Genomic DNA, 16,254 nt, shown 5'->3' with positions numbered 1-16,254 from the left:
CTGATGCGCGCACGTGATCTGATGTCCGCGCCAGTGTGGACAGTCGATCCGCGGACACCCGTCAAGGAGGCGGCGGAAATCCTGTCCGAGCACGGCTTCACCGCGCTTCCGGTGGTGGACGACGACCGGTTGATCGGCATCGTCACCGAGGCGGACCTGATCCGCGGCTGCATTCCGGCCGACACGCGGTCGGCGTACCCGCACCATTCAGAAGCCGCTGAGGCGACTGTCGGCGCGGTGATGACGTCTCCGGCGACCGCGATGTCGTCCGGCACCGACGTCGCCGATCTGTGCCAGGCACTGGTGGACGCGCGGATCCGGGCGATGCCGATCGTGGACGGCAGCCGGGTGATCGGCATCGTGACGCGCGGCGACGTCGTGCGCGTGCTCGCCAGGGAAGACCACGCGATCGCCGCGGACGTGCGGCACCGGCTCGAGATTTACGGCGGCACCGGCCGCTGGAAGGTCGACGTGCGCGAAGGGATCGTGCGGATCGTCGACCGCTTTGAGGACGAAACCGATCGCCACGTCGCGACGCTGCTGGCACTGGCGGTGCCCGGCGTGGTCGGAGCGGACCTCGTGTCCGCGGAGGAGGTGGAGAGATGACTGACTGGACCCGCACAGTGCTCGTCGGAGTCGACGGTTCGGAGGGGTCGGCGGACGCGGTGCGCTGGGCCGCGCGGCTCGCTTCGGGACGCGATCTCGAACTGGAGCTGGTGCATTGCCTCCAGCTGGCCGGGTTGGTTTACGGTGGCGGCCCCGCTGAAAGCGCCGGGCTGTTCGCAAGCATCCGGCAGGACGGCGAGCGCATCGCGGCCGAGGCGCGCGAGCTGGCGCTTTCGGTGGACCCCTCCCTGGAAGTCAGCAGCGAGGCGTTGACCGATTCGGCGCCGGCCCTGCTGATCGCGCGGTCCCACGCGGCCCGGCTGGTCGTGCTCGGCCGCGCCGGGATCGGCGGGTTCGCGGGCATGCTGGTGGGAGCGACGACCGGGGCGGTCGTCAGCCACGCCGGGTGCCCGGTGGCGGTGGTCCGCGGGAGGCAGGGCGACGGGCCGGTCGTGGCCGGCGTCGACGGCGGCTGGAGCAGCGACGCGGTGCTCGGGACGGCGTTCGAGGAGGCCAGTTTCCGGCAGGTGCCGCTGGTCGCGGTCCATGCCTGGATCGACGTCGTCTACGACTCGGCCGAGAGCTCGGCGCGGCTCATGCCGCGGTGGGAGAGCCTGGAGCCCGCCGAGGAACGGCTGCTGGCGCAGCGGCTCGCGGGCTGGCAGGAGAAGTACCCGGACGTCGAGGTGCGGCGAAAGGTGGTCCGCGACCGGCCGCGGCACGTGCTGCTCGACGAGTCCAGCCGCGCGCAACTGCTGGTCGTCGGCAGCCGCGGGCGCGGCGGGTTCGCCGGAATGCTGCTCGGCTCGACCAGCCAGGCGATGGTCCACCACGCCTCCTGCCCGGTGCTCGTGGTGCGGGACTCGAGGCGGTGACCGCGGCTCCGGCAGCGACGCTCGCCGAAGAGAAATTGGCGCAGGTCGACGCTCAGTGGCGAGCCGCGAACTACCTTGCCGCGGGTCAGATCTATCTGATGGGCAACCCGTTGCTGCGGGAACCGCTGACCGCCGGGCAGGTGAAACCGCGGCTGCTCGGGCATTGGGGCACCTCGCCCGGCCTGAACTTCGTTTACGCGCACCTCAACCGCGCGATCCTGGCGCACGATCTCGACGCGATGTTCGTGACCGGACCGGGGCACGGCGGTCCGGCGCTGCTCGCGAGCACCTGGCTGGAGGGCAGCTATTCCGAGCTGTGGCCGGAGGTTTCGCGCGACGAGGAGGGAATGGACCGGCTGTTCCGGCAGTTCTCGTTCCCCGGCGGGGTGCCGAGCCACGTGTCCCCGCACGTGCCCGGGTCGATCCACGAGGGCGGCGAACTGGGCTACTCGCTCGCGCACGCGTTCGGTGCCGCGTTCGACAACCCGGGCCTGCTCGTCGCGTGCGTCGTCGGCGACGGCGAGGCGGAGACCGGCCCGCTGGCGACCAGTTGGCAGGCCAGCCGGTTCCTGGAGCCGCGCCGCGACGGGGCGGTGCTGCCGATCCTGCACCTCAACGGGTACAAGATCGCGAATCCGACTGTCCTGTCCCGGATCCCGCCGTCCGAACTGGACTCGCTGCTGCGCGGCGCGGGCTGGGCTCCGGTGTTCGTGGAGGGCGACGAGCCCGCGGCGATGCACCAGGAGATGGCCGCGGCGCTGGACGCGGTGGTCGCCGACTTGGCTCTGATCCGCCGCGGCGACCCGTGGCCGATGATCGTGCTCCGGACGCCCAAAGGCTGGACCGGACCGGCCACAGTGGACGGTCAGCCGGTCTGCGGAACCTGGCGGGCGCACCAGGTCCCGTTGCCCCGGGTGCGCGAGGACCCGGCGCACCTGCGGCAGCTCGAAGAGTGGCTGCGGTCCTACCGGCCGGAAGAGCTCTTCGACTCCGCAGGCCGCCCGACCGAGGCGGTCACCGCGCTGATCCCCACCGGTTCGCGACGAATGGGCGCGAACCCGCACGCGAACGGCGGCGTGCTGCTGCGCCCGCTTTCGCTGCCGCCGGTCGCCGAGCACGCCGTGCAGACCTCGGCACCGGGGGAGCGGGCTTCGGAGCCGACCCGCGCGCTCGGCCGGTTCCTGCGGGAAGTGTTCCGCCGCAACGCCGAACGCGCGAACTTCCGGCTGTTCGGCCCGGACGAAACCGCGTCGAACCGGCTCGACGCGGTGTACGACGTGACCGCGAAGACCTGGGAACTGCCGACCGGCCCGCCCGACGAGCGCCTCGCCCCGGACGGGCGCGTCATGGAAGTGCTCTCGGAACACCTGTGCCAGGGCTGGCTCGAGGGTTACCTGCTGAGCGGCAGGCACGGGCTGTTCTCCTGCTACGAGGCGTTCGCGCACATCGTGGACTCCATGGTGAACCAGCACATCAAATGGCTGCGCGTGCACCGCGAGATCCCGTGGCGGCGGCCGGTGGCGTCGCTGAACTACCTGCTGACCTCGCACGTCTGGCGCCAGGACCACAACGGGTTTTCCCACCAGGACCCGGGTTTCGTCGACCACGTGGCGAACAAGGCCCCGGAGGTCGTGCGGGTGTACTTCCCGCCGGACACCAACACACTGCTGGAGGTGGCCGCGCAATGCCTGCTCAGCCGGGATCTGGTGAACGTGGTCGTCGCGGGCAAGAACGAGACGCCGGACTGGCTCGACGCCGAGGAAGCCGCCCTGCATTGCGCGCGGGGCCTGGGTATCTGGGAATGGGCCAGCACGCACGCGGACCGCGAGCCGGACGTCGTGCTCGCGTGCGCGGGCGACGCGCCGACTCTGGAAATCCTTGCCGCGGCGGCGATCCTGCGCGAGGAACTGCCCGAGTTGGCGGTCCGCGTGGTGAACGTGGTGGACCTGATGCGGCTGCAGCCGGAGGCGGAGCACCCGCACGGGCTGAGCGACTGGGAGTTCGACGCGCTGTTCACCCCGGACCGGCCGGTGATTTTCGCCTATCACGGGTACCCGTGGCTGATCCACCGGCTGGCCTACCGCCGGACGAACCACGCCGGGCTCCACGTCCGCGGCTACACCGAACACGGCACCACGACCACGCCGTTCGACATGCTGGTGCGCAACCGGATGGACCGGTTCCAGCTGGTGATCGACGTACTGGACCGGGTGCCCGGGCTGCTCGCCACGACCGGGCCGCTGCGGCAGCGGATGACCCGCGCGCAAGACCGGCACCGGCGCTGGATCACCGAGCACGGCGAGGACCTGCCCGAGGTGCGGGAGTGGCGGTGGTGGGGCCGGTAGCCGCCGTTCCCGCCGCGCCCCTGCTCCGCACCGGCGGATCCGATCCCGGACCGCCGGGTTCCCTGAGGGCCGTTGGTCCCTCGAATTCGGGACAGGTTCCGCTACTTCGCGAGCCCTCGGGGAGAGACGCTCGGTTCAGTACCCCCTCACCCGGAGACTTCCCATGAACGTTTTCCTGCCGCTCGTCGTCGACCAAGCGCTCGCCGCCGCGGTGCGCGCTCCGTCCCCGCAGAACACCCAGCCGTGGCGGTTCGTCGTCGACGGGCCTCGGATCGAGGTGTGGCTGGACCGCGACCGCGTCCTGCCGGTCGCCGACCCGGCCGGGCGCGAGGCGCGGCTCTCCTGCGGCGCGGCGGTGTGCAACCTGGTGCTCACCTTGCGGGTCAACGGCGTGCGCAGCCGCGTGCGGATCGCGCCGGAGGCGGCTGACCGCGATCTGCTGGCGTTGGTCTCGATCGAGGGCAACACCCGTCCGTCCACTCTGGACCGTCGGCTCGCCGAAGCGGTCTACCGGCGGCACACGAACCGGCGTCCGCTGTCCGACCGGGCGGTGCCGCCGTCGGCGCGGGCGCTGCTTCGCTCGGCCGCGCTGGGCGAAGGCGGCCACCTGGACTTCCTGGACGGCTCGGGCCGCTACGCCCAGGTGACCGCGCTCGTGCGCCGGGCGGAGACCGAACAGGCCACGGACGCGGACTTCCGTGCGGAAACCGCGAGGTGGACCGGTCGCGCGGCGGAGTGCCCGGACGGCGTGCCCACTGACGCGTTCGGGCCACCCGCGGACATCCCCGGCGTGGTGTCGCTCCGCGCGTCGCACGAGAACCGGTCGATTCCGCCGCGGCCGTTCGAGCAGGATCCGGTGCTGGCCGCGGTGCTGACCCGGGACCAGGGCGTGGCGGCCGACGTCCGCGGCGGGATGATCATGGAACGCGTCCTGCTGACCGCGACCGCGGAGGGTTTGGCGACGTCGTTCCTGTCGCAGCCGTTCGAGGCCCGGTCGACGCGGGCGCAGCTGCTGGCGGCCTTCCGCGACCTGGGGCACGTGCACACGCTGCTGCGCGTCGGGTACGGGCTGCCGACGCGGATGATCGCGCGACGTCCCGCCGCGGAAGTGACGACGGTGCGGAGCGCGCCGGAAGTCCCGGCGTTGTGAGCATTCCGGCGCGCGCAGCAGGGCGGAAGTCCTCTGTGGACAGCGTGCTTACGGGGCGATCCTGGTGGAGGGGCCGCACGAAAGGCACGAGAGATGGAAGCGTCGGCTGACCGCGTCAGGCGGTGGTGGCACCTGCTCGTTCCGGGACCCGCTTCAGTAGCGCGGGCTTCGGACCGATTCCAAGCCGGTCTTCTCGTCGCGGCAGTACTCGTCGGGCTGGCCGCGGTCCCGTTCTCGGCTGCCGCCGGGTCGGAGCTTTACGGGACGCAGAAACCGGTCTCGACCCGTGAACTGGCGCAGCGGAGCCGGGCGACCGCGGTGCTGCTGACCGACGGCCCGGCTACCACGGTGAGCGGACGCAGCGGGGTCTTCGCCGACTCCGCTCTGACCGCTGCCTCCTGGCAGGCGCCGGACGGATCGCGCCGGGTCGGCGAGGTAGCGGCCGACGCGGGTGCGCGGCGCGGCGACCAGGTCTCGATCTGGGTGGACCGGGCCGGAAACCCGGCCGCGCCGCCGCTGACCGCGTCCGCCGTGCTGGTCGACGCGGTGTGCGCGGCACTGGGGCTGTGGGTTTCGGCGTGCTTGCTGGTGGCCCTGATGTGCGCGGGCACGGTGGTCGCGCTGAACCGGCACCGGATGGCGGCATGGCAGCGCGAATGGGATGTCGAGCAGGAGAAGCACACCCATCCGTGAGCGTTCGGTTCAGCGGGCGACCGCCCAGGCGAGCACCAGCCCGACCGAGTTCGTGGCCACGTGCACGAGCGCCGGAGCGAGCAGACCGCGGCCGAGGTAGCGCCACCAGCAAAGGAAAACGCCCACTGCGGCTGCGGCGAGCATCGCCAGCAGCGAGACTACCGCGAGCGGCAGGCTGCCGACGGCCTGGCGCACCGCCTCGTTCTGGGTGAGGGCGAGCGACGGCAGCAGATGCCACAGCCCGAACAGCGCGGACGCGCCGAGCACCGGCCGCCAGCGCCAGCGTTCGCCTCCGCCGAGCAATGCCGGGAGCACGCCGCGGAAGGCGACTTCTTCGACCAGGACGGTGCCGAACGGGATCCGGACCAGTGCGAGCCACATGAGCTGGCCGAATCCGTGCGAGCCGACCCGTCCGTCGTGGAACAGCACGCGCAGCGGCGGGAGCGCCGCGGCGAGACCGAACCCGAGCACCACGACGGCGAAACCGCCCAGCCCGAACCGGAGCGCCCGGCGCGCGTGCTGGCGGCTGAACCCGATCTCCGCCCAGCCGATGCCGACTGCGCGCGCGAGGAGCAGGAGCACGGCCGCAGTGACCGTTCCGCAGACTGGATAGGCCCAGCCGGGCAGCACCCGGTTGGCCAGCACGGTGGCCGTCGCGAGCAGCAGCACGGCAAGAGCCACCGCTACGGTCCGGTGAGCGGTTCCTTGCGGCTGTTTCGGGACAATGGCGGGGAAGGACATCGTGATTCAGTCTGCCTCGCGACGGCAGCGACGGCTCGATCGCCCTTCCTCATCAGGTTCGCCGAGGCCTCCCGGCGGCTACGCTGCGTCCCGTGCAGGAGACACGGCTCGACCTCGCTCGGATCCGGGCAGCCCGCCGGCTGATCGACCCGGTTTTCCTCGACACTCCGCTGTATCGCTGCGAGGCGCTGGAATCCGACCTCGGGTGCGCGGTGAGCATCAAGCTCGAAACGGCGAACCCGGTCCGCAGCTTCAAAGCGCGCGGCACCGAGGTGATCACCAGCTTGCTCGCCGACATCCGCTCGACGGCCGTCGTGTGCGCCAGCGCGGGCAACCTCGGCCAAGCCCTCGCCTGGTCCGGCCGCGGCCGGGGACTCGACGTCACTGTCGTGGCGTCCCGCTTCGCGCCCGCGATCAAGCTCGATCGGATCCGCGCGCTGGAGGCCAAGTTAGAGCTGGTCGACGGCGACTTCGAGGAGGCTCGCGAGCGCGCGGTCGCCATCGCACGGCACGACGGCATCCGACTGGTCGAAGACAGCCTGGACCTCGAGACCTGCGAAGGCGCGGGGACCATCGGACTGGAACTGGTGGCGACGGAGCCCGCGTTCGACGCCGTCCTGATCGCACTGGGCGGAGGCGCGATGGCCACCGGGATCGGTCAGGTGCTCAAGGCTTGTGCGCCCGAGGTCGAGGTGATCTGCGTCCAGCCAAAGGGCGCACCGGCGATGACCCGCTCCTGGCGCGAACGGCGCGTCGTCACGACCGACTCGACCGACACCATCGCCGACGGCGTCGCCGGACGGCGGCCCATCCCAGCAGTCCTGGACGACCTGCTCCTGCTCGCGGACGACGCCGTCCTGGTCGAGGAGTCTTCGATCGTCGCCGGGATGCGGCTGCTGCTCGACCGCGCTGACCTCGTCGTCGAACCCTCTGCCGCACTTGGCATCGCGGCGATTCTCGAAGACCGCGACCGTTTCGCCGGACGGCATGTGGCCACCATCGTCTGCGGCAGCAACGTCGACCCAGCCGCCTATCACCGCTGGGTCGGCGCGGCTTCGCACTAGAGGCCTGGAGGATCGGCTCGGTGACGGCGGACGCAGCCAGGCTCCCGGCAAAACGGACGAAAACCCTTGCGGTGCCTGAGGAATCGCCGCTCGGTCAGGTGTGAGCGATCCCGCAACCATGTCCGTGGGCAATTGTTGCATACTGCATCAATGTCGTCGGGTGAGAGTGCGGGGAAACGCGGGCTGGTCGTGCCCGCTCGGCAGCCGGTGGGCCGGTGGGTGCGGGAGAGCCGGGCGGGGCTGGTCGGGCTGGCGGTGCTGATCGGGGCGGGCGCGGGGCTGGGCGCGGTGGTGTTCCGGTGGCTGATCACCACGTTCACGCACGTGTTCTCGGGACACGCGGACTATTCGGACGCCGGGCGTGCGGCGCACTCGTGGTTCCCGGCGCTGGGACCGTGGTTCCTGCTGCTGGCCCCGGTGATCGCGGGCCTGATTTACGGGCCGCTGGTCTACCGGTTCGCCCCGGAAGCGCGCGGGCACGGGGTGCCGGAGGTGATGTACGCCGTCGCCGAGCGGGGCGGCCGGATTCCGGTGCAGGTGAGCGTGGTGAAGGCGCTGGCCTCGGCGCTGACGATCGGCTCCGGCGGTTCGGTGGGCCGGGAAGGCCCGATCGTGCAGATCGGGTCCGCGCTGGGTTCGGCGCTGGGCCGGGCGGCGCGGCTGCCGGAATCGCGGCTGCGGGTGCTGGTGGCGTGCGGCGCGGCGGGCGGGATCGCGGCGACCTTCAACGCGCCGCTGGCCGGTCCGTTCTTCGCGATGGAACTGATCCTGCGGGATTTCGCGGCGGAATCGTTCGGGGCGGTGGTGCTCGCGAGCGTGACGGCGAGCGTCGTCGGGCGGGCGGTGCTGGGGAACGCGCCGTTCCTGGACCTGCCGCCGTTCACGCTGCGCAGTCCGGTGGAGTATCTGCTGTTCGTGGCGCTGGGCCTGGTGGTCGGCGCGTGCGGGGTGCTGTTCACCCGGGTGCTGTACTGGATCGAGGACCTGTGCGACCGGCTGTGGCGAGGCCCGGAGTGGCTGCGCCCGGCCGTCGGCGGGATCTTCCTCGGCGGGCTGCTGCTGGCGCTGCCGCAGATGTACGGGGTGGGCTATCCCGTGCTGCAGAACGCGGTCGAAGGCAAGTACGTCCTCGGATTCCTGCTGGTCCTGATGCTGGGGAAGATCGTGGCGACCAGCCTGACGATCGGCATCGGCGGCTCGGGCGGGGTGTTCGCGCCGTCGCTGTTCATCGGCGCGATGGCGGGCACCGCGTTCGGGATCGCGGTGCACACGTGGTTCCCGTCGGTGACGGCGTCGCCGGGCGTGTACGGGCTGATCGGCATGGGCGCGGCGTTCGCCGGTTCGGCGCGGGCCCCGATCACGGCGGTGATCGTGCTGTTCGAGCTGACCGGGCAGTACTCGGTGATCCTGCCGATGCTGACCGCGATCGTGATCGCGACGGCCGTGAGCCGCGCGCTGAGCCGGGACACGATCTACACGCTGAAGCTCCGTCGCCGCGGCATCGATCTGGACAAACACCCCTCCGCGCGGCGATTGGCGGGCACGAAGGTCTCCGCGGTCACCGAACCGCTGCCGGAGCCGCTGCGCGAGGACCTGCCGCTGGAGTTGGCCGCGCACGCCCTCGCGCTGTCCGGCCACGGAATCCTGCCGGTCATCGACGAGGACGGCCGGTACCAGGGCTGCGCCACGGCCCGCGCGGTAGCCGAGGCAGTGGCCGAAGACCACGCGGGCCGGGTAGGAGATCTCGCCGAACTGCCTCCGCCGGTGACGAGCGATTCCACGCTCGCCGATGCGCTCGACGCGTTGAGCCAGGCGCCGGGAACCGGCCTTCCGGTGCTGACCGGGACTGACGAGCTGACGGGGTGGATCACGCACCAGTCGGTGCTGAGCGCGCTGGAACCCGCGGCGAACCGCCGCTGAGGAGCTGGCTCTCGGAACGGCGACCGCGTCCCGGGAGCTCCCGGGACGGAGATCGGCCGAAAGTGGCCGGTTCGTGGCCTGGCCTGTCCGGTTTCGAGCGGCGATCCTTGGCCGCATGGCGATACGGGCGCTCCACCTCGAAGAAGGACTCCTCCGGTGAGGTCCCTGTCTCGCGCTCCCGCCAGGCTGGCCGCCGCCGTCGCGACAGCTCTCGCCGTGCTGGCGCCACCCGCTGCGCACGCGGACGAGCAGGCCCAGCCTGTCCTCGCCGACGGGTTCGGCCTGACCCAGGTCGGCTCGGCGACCGGAACCGGCACCGACTTCGTCCTCACCGTGACCACCGCACAGGTCGCTGGCCCGCATCACCTCAAGATCATTCTTCCGGCCGGCTACGACTCCCACCCGGCCAAGCGCTATCCGGTGTTGTACTTCCTGCACGGATCCCCGGACGACCCGGCCGCCCAGGGCTATCCGGCGCTGACCGCCTCCAGTTCGGTGATCACGGTCATCCCGGACGGCGGCCACCGCGGCTGGTACGCGAACTGGCGTGACCCCAACACCGTGCTGGGCGCGCAGAACTGGGAGAACTTCCACCTCGACCAGGTGATTCCGTTCATCGACGCCAACCTGCGCACCATCGCGGCGAAGAAGGGCCGCGCGGTCGCGGGAGTGTCGATGGGCGGTTTCGGGGCCTTGCACTACGCCGAGGACCGCCCGGATCTGTTCAGCCAGGTCGCTTCGCTCTCGGGAGACATCGACCTGTCGGTGGACTCGATGGACTTGCGGATGGTCGCTGTCGCCACGGTGACCAACGCCGTCGGCGCGATCTGCGCTTCCGCGTCCGGTGCCGACAATTGCACCCAGGACTCCTACGCGCCTGGCGTGGACAGCGACGCCCTGTTCGGCTCGCCCTACCCGGTATTCGACGCCGATCGGCTGTGGAACGCTGCCGATCCTTCGACGCACGTGGACAAGTTGGCCGGTGTCGGAGTCTCGATCTACGTCGGCAACAACGACGCGCTGGAATTCTGGTTGGAAGGCGCAGCGAAGCACGTCAAGGATCACCTCGACGCTCTTCGGATGCCGTACTACTACGTGGATTACGGCAATGGCGCGACGTGGGGAACGAACTGCAACGGCGGCCACAACGGCTACTGCTGGGAACAGGATCTCGTCGATTACCTCTCGCGCCTGGAAAAAGCTTTCGCCGCCTGATTTCTCCGGCAAGGAAAACGACCCGCTGATTTCGCCTTAACCGCGAGGAAGGACGGTTCGATGGCGAGCAGGAGGAGACCGAGAACCGGATTGTCGCTGGCTTTCCCGGCCGCGGCGCTGCTGGTCGCGACTACGGCGACGGTCCCGGCCATGGCAACCGACCACGGGCCGGACCAGCCGACGATTCGCTACACCGAGTACGGCATCCCGCACATCATCGCGTCGAACTGGGAAGGAATAGGGGAGGGATACGGCTACGCCGCGGCCAAGGACAACATCTGCACTTTGGCCGACACCTACCTGACGGTCAACGGCCGCAGATCCCGATTCCTGGGTCCTGACGGCAAGGCGAGCCCGGGGGAGCACCAGAACACCACCACCAACCTCAACAGCGATCTGTATTTCCAGCGCATCAACGACAACCACGTAGTGGAGCGCCTGGCCGCCCAGCCCGCCCCCGACGGGCCGGAGCCGGAGGTGAAGGAAGCCATTCACGGCTACGTCCAGGGGTACAACCGGTACCTCGCCGAGACCGGGGCGGACAACATCTCCGATCCGGCGTGCCGCGGCGCCGCCTGGGTTCGCCCCATCGCGGAGTCGGACGTTTACCGGCACGCACACGCCGAGATCATCATGGGCAGCGCGGAGGCACTGCTGGACGGCGAGGTCAACGCCGCGCCGTCGGTGGCCGCCGCGCCGCCGCGGGCGCTCCCCGCGGAGGAGACCGCCCGCCGGATCGCCGACGCGGTGGCTGCCGCGCGCCGGCAGGGAATGGGCAGCAACGCGCTGGCGGTCGGTGCGCAAGGGGTGTCTGGGGGCACCGCCATGCTCCTGGCCAACCCGCATTTTCCCTGGCAGGGCAAGAACCGGATGTGGCAGAGCCACCTGACGATCCCGGGGCAAGCGGACGTCTCCGGCGCCAGCCTGCTCGGGTTTCCCGCGGTGAACATCGGGCACAACAACGACGTCGCCTGGAGCCACACGGTCGCGACAGTCGCCCCGTTCGGTCTTTTCGACGTGCAGGTGGATCCGTTGCACCCCACCGTCTACCTGGTCGACGGCAAGTGGGAGAACATGACCTCGCAGCAGGTCAGCGTCGAGGTGCTGAACAAGGACGGTTCGCTCGGCACGGTCACCAGGACGTTGTGGTCGACCCGGTACGGCCCGATCACCACCTCGCTCCAAGGCGTTCCGCTGCCCTGGGTGGTCAGCGCGCACGCGGTCCGCGACGTGAACATGGACAACCTCCGGGCGTTGAACACCTGGTTCCGGCTCGACCGGGCCAAGGACGTGCACGACGTGGTCAGCATCCTGGAGCGGACACAGGGAGTTCCCTTCTTCAACACCGTCGCCGCCGACCGCAAAGGCAACGCGCTGTACGCGGACATCCAGGCCGCGCCGAACATCACCGACGAGCACGCGCAATCGTGTCTCACCCTTACCGGCCAGCTGCTGTTCAATCAGGTGAAGCTGCCTGACGTGCCGCCGATCTCCATCTTCGACGGCAAACGCGGCGAATGCGACTGGCCCAACGACCCGAACGCCGCCGCCCCCGGCGTCCTGGATCCGCACCGGCAGCCACGCCTGATCCGGTCGGACTTCGTCGGCAACGCCAACGACAGCGCCTGGCTGTCCAATCCCGCCCAGCCCCTGGCATACCCCCGGGTCATGGGCGATTCGGCGACCCCGCGGTCGCTGCGAACCCAGCAGCTGATCCTGACCGCGCAAAACCGGATCAACGGCGCCGACGGCCTTCCCGGCCGAGGATTCACCCCGGAGACCATGCGGCAGCTGCTGTTCGCCGACCGCAGCCGGGCGGCCGATCTGGCGCTTGATTCCGTGGTGTCGATGTGCCGCGACCTTCCGTTCGGGGTCATCCTGGTCGACGGCGTCCTGGTGAACGTGAGCGAGGCGTGCCCGATCCTGGCCGGCTGGAAGGACCACAGCTACACCGTCGCCAGCCGCGGATCGTGGCTGTTCGAGAACTTCTGGTTCTCTCTCTCCGGCGGCGATCTGTTCAAGAGCGTGCCGTGGCGGGTTCCCTTCGATGTCCGGGATCCGGTGCACACCCCCAATTCGCTCGACACCGGCAACTCCGCGGTGCACGACGCGTTCGGCCGGGCGGTCATCGCACTGCGCAACGCCGGCATCCCGCTCGACGCCCCGCTGTCGGACATCCAGAAGGTCACCCGCAACGGCGAGCAGATCCCGGTCCACGGTTCGCTCTCGGATCTGGGCGTGCTGAACGTGATCAGTCCGGGCCAGAACGGCGACGGCACACTGGACGTGGTCTTCGGGTCCAGCTTCGTCCAGGAGGTGCGGTTCGCCGCCGACGGACCGCCGCAGGCCTCCTCGGTGCTGACGTATTCCCAGTCGGCGGACCCGACCTCGCCGCACTACGCCGACCAGACCAAGCTTTTCTCGGCCGGCCAATGGGTGCCCGAGCGGTTCACCGAAGACCAGATCGCGGCCTCGCCCGCGCTGAAGGTCGTGGTCCTGAACTGAGGACCCCTGATTCCCGCCGTCATCCTCGGATCGCTTGAGCGGGCGGCAGATTCCCACTGAACGGAGAGGTTGCATGAGGAAGAAGAACATCGCGGCTCTGGTGACAGGTTTGCTGGCGATAACCGGGCTTTCGGTCTGGACCGGACCGTCGGCGCGGGCCGCCACGGCGCCGTGCGACGGGACTTACTCGATCGCTGTCGGCGGGTGGCGGAGCCATTGGTGGGACGACCGGTTCTTCAACGTCACACAGCACGTCGGGTATCCGACCGACATCCCCAACGGCGCCAGCACCCAGGCCGGCGTTAACGAGCTGAACCGGCTGGTCCGCGAGCAACGCGCGGCGTGCCCGGGCCAGCACGTCAAGATGATGGGCTACTCCATGGGCGCCGCGGTGGTGCACGTCTGGGTCACCACGAACTGGACGTCGTTCGACAACGTCAACGCCATTCTCGTCGCCGATCCGAAGCGGCAAGGACCTCCGGGAGCCGACGGCGGAACCGGAGTGTTCGGCCCCGCCGTCGGAGCACCGCTCGCCGGGGTCGACCGGTTCTTCGGCAATGTGCCCGTCAAATCGATCTGCACCGTGGACTACGTCTGCGACACCTCCGCCAACCCGCTGGGGTACCCGGCCGACCACATCAACCACTACGACGTCGATTTCGACGGCAACCACCACAACGACAACGCGAACGAGCAGTGGTACAACGGCGTCTGGATGCCGTGGTAAGCCACCGATCTGTGCGGGGCCAGGCCGCACGGCGGCACCGGCGCTGAGATTCCGCCGGACCCAGCGATCTTCTCGCGCCGGGACGCGTCGGCTTGTGTCCACTGTGGTCAGTGCGGGGCGGAGTCGTCGTCGAGGGCGGCCAGTTGTCGGTGGACCCGGTCGGCGCGGTCTGTGCGGTGCTGGGTCTGGTAGAGCGCCAGCGCTTGCCGCCAGACCGCGCGGGCCTGCTCGCCGTTCCCGAGGGCGAGATACGGGTGCCCGAGCCCCTCGAGGGCTTCGGCTTCGAAGAAGGCGTGGCCGTGGTCGCGGCACAGGGCGAGTGCTTGCCGGTAGTAGTCGACGGCCATCGCGTGATCTCCGCGCCGGTGGGCGATGTAGCCGAGGCTGTCGAGGGTGTTGGATTCGGAGACGGGGTGGTGATGCCTGCGAAGCAGGGCGAGGGCGGCCTCGCAGTGGGCGCGGGCCTCGTCGAGTTCGCCGAGCAGGGCCGCGCTCCAGCCCATCATGTTCAGCACATCTCCTTGCCAGGCGGGCATTTCCAGGGCGTCGAAGAAGACGAGTGCGGCGCGCTCGTGCGCCAGTGCCTGGCGGTGGTCCCCGTGCTGGTCGCAGACCGCCGCGAGGAAGCGGAGAGCGTGGCCCTGGCTGAGCGGGTCGCCGGACGCCCCGGCCAGGGCGACCGCGTGCCGCAAGTGGTCCAGCGCGTCGTCGGGCCGGTCGAGCAGGGCGCAGGTCCAGCCGAGGAACCGCCGGGCGAGGCTCTGGGCGACGGGATCGGCGAACCGGTCGGCGGAGGCCGCTGCCGCGGACCAGACGGCGAGCGAATCGTAGTTGTGTCCCCTGCGGTGGAGGGACGGACTGAGCGCCCAGGCCAGTTGCCACACCTCGCGGTGCCAGCCGTTCTCGGCGGCGAGGCGTTGGGCGGCAAGCAGATTGGGGTGTTCCGCGTCGAACCATCGGATGGTCGCCGCCCGGTCCGCGGGCGGGCGGGGGCGACAGCCGGGCGCCGGGGGAGCGAGCCGGACGGGCTGGCGGTGCGGGTCGAGCAGCTGGCCGCTTCCGCCCGCGCTGTGCAGGTAGTGCTCGACCAGCCGCCGCAGCGCGGCGTCCCTCGTGCGTTCGGGCAGGTCGCGGCGGGCGATGGCCTCGGCGTGGAGCTTGACCAGGTCGTGCATGCGATATCGGCCAGGCAGGTGGTGGTGGACGAGCGAGACCTGCTCCAACGCCCGCAGCACCTCGGCGGTCTCGTCCTCGGGCAGTCCGGCCAGCCCGGCCGCGGCGGGCAGCCCGATGTCCGGACCGGGCGCGAGACCCAGCAGCGCGAACACCGTCGCCTGATCGGCGGTGAGCGCGCCGTGCGTCCAGGAGAGCGAGGCCCGGACGCTGGCGGCGGTGTCGTCGGCGTCGAGCGTGTCCAGCCGGTCGGAGGCGTGGCGCAGTTCGGCGGCCAGCGCCTCCAGCGGAAAGGAGGGCCGGACGGCCGCGCGAGCGGAAACCACGGCCAGCGCCAGCGGCAGCCCGGCGCAGCAGGACAGGAGCTCGGCGGCGGCGTCCGGCTCGGCGGCGAGCCGCTCGTGTCCGAGGCGGCTCGCCAGCAGCTGCCGGGCGTCGGCCGGGCCGAGAACGTCCAGCGGCACCGGCTTCGCGCCGTGGGCGGCGACGAGACCGGTCAGCCGGTCGCGGCTGGTGACGAGCACCGCGCAGGACGAACCGCCGGGCAGCAGCGGAGCCACCTGTGCGGTGTCCCGGGCGTTGTCCAGCACGATCACCATCCGTTTGCCCGCGGTGAGGCTGCGGTACAAGGCGGTCTGGGACGCCAGGTCGGGAGGGATCGCGGCGGGTTCGAGGTCGAAAGAACCCAGGAGCACCCGGACGGCCTCCTGCGCCGTCATCGGATCGCCGTGGGGCGTGAAGCCGCGCAGATCGACGAACAGCTGCCCGTCGGGGAACCGCGGCACGTTGGCGTAAGCCCAGCGCAGCGCCAGCCAGGTCTTGCCCACGCCGCCCCCGCCGATCGCCGACACCACTGCCAGCCCGCCCGACCCGAGCGCTCCGAAGACCTTGTCCACGGACGCGAGTTCGGCGCGGCGCCCGACGAATGTCCCCGCCTGGGCGGGCAATTGGCGCGGCGTCGAGCCGACCGGGCCCTGACCGCCGCTCTCGGCGCCGGTCAGCGCGGCGGCCAGCAGTTCGTGCCGTTCGGCTGGGCTCGGGCAGAGGGCGTCGGCCAGCAGACGCGCCGTGGCCATGCGGGGCTCGCCGCCCTGTCCGAGCTCGAACCGCCTGATGGACCGGACGGACACCCCGGAACGCTCCGCGAGCCGCTCCTGGGTCAGCCGGGCAGCTTGCCGCAGCTGCCGCAGCAGCACGCCGAACCGGCCTGCCAACTCGTCTCCCCTTCGCCGGCGGTGTG

12 protein-coding genes are annotated in these 16,254 nt (G+C 70.7%); 10 read left to right on the top strand and 2 right to left on the bottom strand.

Features of this window, described 5'->3' with window-relative positions; translation table 11 throughout:
• Window positions 1-3 precede the first annotated feature (3 nt).
• From ACFORO_RS29660 to ACFORO_RS29640, 5 genes are all read left to right on the top strand, one after another.
• Window positions 4-606, top strand: a complete 603-nt coding sequence (locus ACFORO_RS29660) for a CBS domain-containing protein (RefSeq protein ID WP_377872321.1) — start codon at window positions 4-6, stop codon at window positions 604-606.
• Entirely contained in the window at window positions 603-1,481 is an 879-nt protein-coding gene (locus ACFORO_RS29655; protein ID WP_377872320.1) for a universal stress protein, read from the top strand. The genes ACFORO_RS29660 and ACFORO_RS29655 overlap by 4 nt, the downstream gene beginning before the upstream one ends.
• On the top strand, window positions 1,478-3,826 hold the full coding sequence (locus tag ACFORO_RS29650; RefSeq protein ID WP_377872319.1) for a phosphoketolase family protein: 2,349 nt from the start codon (window positions 1,478-1,480) through the stop codon (window positions 3,824-3,826). Before ACFORO_RS29655 ends, ACFORO_RS29650 begins: the two co-directional genes overlap by 4 nt.
• A 163-nt stretch (window positions 3,827-3,989) precedes the next feature.
• Window positions 3,990-4,976, top strand: coding sequence for an Acg family FMN-binding oxidoreductase (locus ACFORO_RS29645; protein WP_377872318.1), 987 nt, complete (start codon window positions 3,990-3,992; stop codon window positions 4,974-4,976).
• Window positions 4,977-5,069: 93 nt separating this feature from the next.
• Window positions 5,070-5,669, top strand: a complete 600-nt coding sequence (locus tag ACFORO_RS29640) for an Rv1733c family protein (protein ID WP_377872317.1) — start codon at window positions 5,070-5,072, stop codon at window positions 5,667-5,669.
• 9 nt (window positions 5,670-5,678) lie between these two features.
• On the opposite strand, the gene ACFORO_RS29635 is transcribed toward ACFORO_RS29640, so the two are convergent.
• Window positions 5,679-6,410 (bottom strand): CPBP family intramembrane glutamic endopeptidase, encoded by a 732-nt coding sequence (locus tag ACFORO_RS29635; protein WP_377872315.1) that lies wholly within the window; start codon window positions 6,408-6,410, stop codon window positions 5,679-5,681.
• A gap of 92 nt (window positions 6,411-6,502) precedes the next feature.
• Here ACFORO_RS29635 and ACFORO_RS29630 point away from each other — a divergent pair, with 92 nt between their 5' ends.
• From ACFORO_RS29630 to ACFORO_RS29610, 5 genes are all read left to right on the top strand, one after another.
• A complete protein-coding gene (locus tag ACFORO_RS29630; RefSeq protein WP_377872313.1) occupies window positions 6,503-7,474 on the top strand; it encodes a threonine ammonia-lyase in 972 nt (323 codons plus the stop codon).
• Window positions 7,475-7,624: 150 nt separating this feature from the next.
• Window positions 7,625-9,394: a chloride channel protein gene (locus ACFORO_RS29625; RefSeq protein ID WP_377872312.1), complete on the top strand. Its 1,770-nt coding sequence runs from the start codon at window positions 7,625-7,627 to the stop codon at window positions 9,392-9,394.
• A 156-nt stretch (window positions 9,395-9,550) separates the two neighbouring features.
• On the top strand, window positions 9,551-10,609 hold the full coding sequence (locus ACFORO_RS29620) for an alpha/beta hydrolase (RefSeq protein ID WP_377872310.1): 1,059 nt from the start codon (window positions 9,551-9,553) through the stop codon (window positions 10,607-10,609).
• A 60-nt stretch (window positions 10,610-10,669) separates the two neighbouring features.
• Complete coding sequence (locus ACFORO_RS29615) at window positions 10,670-13,114, top strand: penicillin acylase family protein (protein WP_377872308.1); 2,445 nt, start codon at window positions 10,670-10,672, stop codon at window positions 13,112-13,114.
• Window positions 13,115-13,187: 73 nt separating this feature from the next.
• The gene (locus ACFORO_RS29610; RefSeq protein WP_377872307.1) at window positions 13,188-13,841 is read left to right on the top strand and encodes a cutinase family protein; all 654 of its coding nucleotides are present in this window, start codon (window positions 13,188-13,190) and stop codon (window positions 13,839-13,841) included.
• A 107-nt stretch (window positions 13,842-13,948) separates the two neighbouring features.
• On the opposite strand, the gene ACFORO_RS29605 is transcribed toward ACFORO_RS29610, so the two are convergent.
• The gene (locus tag ACFORO_RS29605) at window positions 13,949-16,228 is read right to left on the bottom strand and encodes an ATP-binding protein (RefSeq protein ID WP_377896677.1); all 2,280 of its coding nucleotides are present in this window, start codon (window positions 16,226-16,228) and stop codon (window positions 13,949-13,951) included.
• Window positions 16,229-16,254: the final 26 nt, after the last annotated feature.

It is taken from the genome of Amycolatopsis halotolerans, from assembly GCF_042647905.1.
GTDB classification, from domain to species: Bacteria; Actinomycetota; Actinomycetes; order Mycobacteriales; family Pseudonocardiaceae; genus Amycolatopsis; species Amycolatopsis halotolerans.
The sequence above is the reverse complement of the archived record's forward strand: the minus strand, read 5'-3'. Positions and strand labels throughout refer to the sequence as shown.